Below are 1,861 nucleotides of genomic sequence, written 5' to 3' on the forward strand. Positions count from 1 at the left end.
AGCCGTTCGCCGTACCGCGCGAGGGCCTCCGCGACGCTCGGGTCCGCCCTCGAGGCCAGCGCGCCCAGCCGTCCGGAGACGGCGGTCAGCGAGCCGGTCCGGCTCGCCAGCACGTCCAGATGGTGCTCGACGGGATCGCGGCCGTCGCGCGGTCCGGTCGTCTCCAGGATCTGGCCGGTGACCTGCCGCCGGAACGCCTGGGCCTGGATACGTACGGCCTCCGGCCCCAGGTCGGCCAGGATGTGCGAGGCGCGGGCGAAGAGGAAGTCGCCGGTGAGCACCGCCACCGTGTTGTCCCAGTTGGCGTCCGGGCGCGGGGCGTCGCGCCGTACGGCCGCCTCGTCCCGGACGTCGTCGTGGTAGTGGATGGCCAGATGGGTCAGTTCGACGACCACGGCGGCGGGCACCACGCCCGGGGAGCCGGGGTCGCCGAACCGCGCCGCCAGCAGCACCAGCAGCGGCCGGAGCCGTCGCCCGGCCGTGCGCGTCAGCTCCCGCGCGGCCTCGGTGATGAACGGCACATCGCTCTTGGTGGCCCGCAACAGGCCCTCTTCCACCGCCGCTTGGCCGGCCCGGAGGCCGTCCGCCAGCGCGTGGTCCCGCACGGTCGGCTGCATGGACAGAAATGTCTCATATGTCGTCAGTGGCGGGCTTGAGGGCGTGTCGTCGGTGAGTGGTTTCAGGACGGGACGTCAGCGGGGGTCTCGGGGCGACTGATCAGGAGTCCGGCGCGGCCGGGATCCTGGCCCGGATGCGACTTCCCTGCCCGGGGCGGCTGTCCACGTTCAGCGTGCCGCCCACCTCGCGGGCCCGCTCCCGCATGGAGAGCAGCCCGAGATGGCCGGGGAAGGAGCCCTTGCAGTCGAAGCCCACACCGTCGTCGGCGACCGTCAAGGTGATGGCGCCCGGTTCGTTGAGCAGATGGAGCCGTACGTTCCGGGCCTGCGAATGTTTGGCGACGTTGTGCAGCGACTCCTGGGCGATCCGGTACAGGGCGTGCTTGGCCTCCGGTGTGGTCTTCGGTTCGGCGTCCAGCTTCGCCTCGGTGGCGATCCCGTACCGGGCCCGGAGCGCCTCGACATGCTGGGTGAGCGCGGCCACCAGGCCCTCGGTCTCCAGCGATTCGGGCCGCAGCCGGCACAGCAGGGTCCGGGTCTCGGCGATCGCGGCGTCCGCGAGCCGCCGTATGTACTCGATGGGCTCGGCGAGTTCGGCCAGTTCTGCGAGGTCCACGACCTGCCCGGCGGTCTCGTGCCCCGCCACCGGATCGACCCGGCCCGGCGCTTCCGCATGGCTCGCCGTCCCGGTCCGGCCTTCCACCGGCTCCGCGCTGTCGATGTCGCGTTCCAGCATCTCGCGGGCGGTACGGGCGCCCAGTGCGATCCCGTAGAGCGCCTGTGAGACCGAGTCGTGGAGCTCCCGCGAGATGCGATGCCGCTCCTCATGGACGGCCTTCTCCTGGGTGGCCGCCCGCTGCCGGTCGTTCTCCACCGCGCAGGAGGCATGCCCCGCGATCACCTCGAGGAGGGTGATGTCCGCTTCGCCTGGGTCGCGGCCGGGCGGGAAGTGACAGCACATCGCGCCGATCGCGGTGGATTCGCGCAGCAGCGGCCAGGCGGCCACCGCGCCCCGCGCCGGGCCCTCGCCGTCCGCGCCGGTACGGCCGCCACCGTGGATGACGGGCGCGGCCCCGCCGATCGCCTCCAGCGCCGGTTTGCGCGACGGCGGGGTGTGGCCGTGGCCGCCGCCGACCAGGCGCAGATTCGCCGACGGGCCGGGCTCCAGCAGATAGACCGTGCAGCTCGCGGCGCCGGTACGGGCCACGGCGCCCGCGGACAGGGAGTCCAGGGTCCGCCGTACG

General features: G+C 73.3%; 2 protein-coding genes. Both read right to left on the reverse strand.

Annotated elements, in window-relative coordinates; genetic code table 11:
- Positions 1–617, reverse strand: a 617-nt coding sequence (locus tag GWI24_RS43840) for a polyprenyl synthetase family protein (RefSeq protein WP_210951583.1), incomplete at its 3' end; no start/stop codon positions are given.
- A 100-nt stretch (positions 618–717) separates the two neighbouring features.
- On the reverse strand, positions 718–1,861 hold a 1,144-nt coding region (locus tag GWI24_RS43845), incomplete at its 5' end, for a GAF domain-containing sensor histidine kinase (protein WP_210951584.1).

This window comes from Streptomyces sp. MK37H (assembly GCF_018035285.1).
Lineage (GTDB): Bacteria > Actinomycetota > Actinomycetes > Streptomycetales > Streptomycetaceae > Streptomyces > Streptomyces endocoffeicus.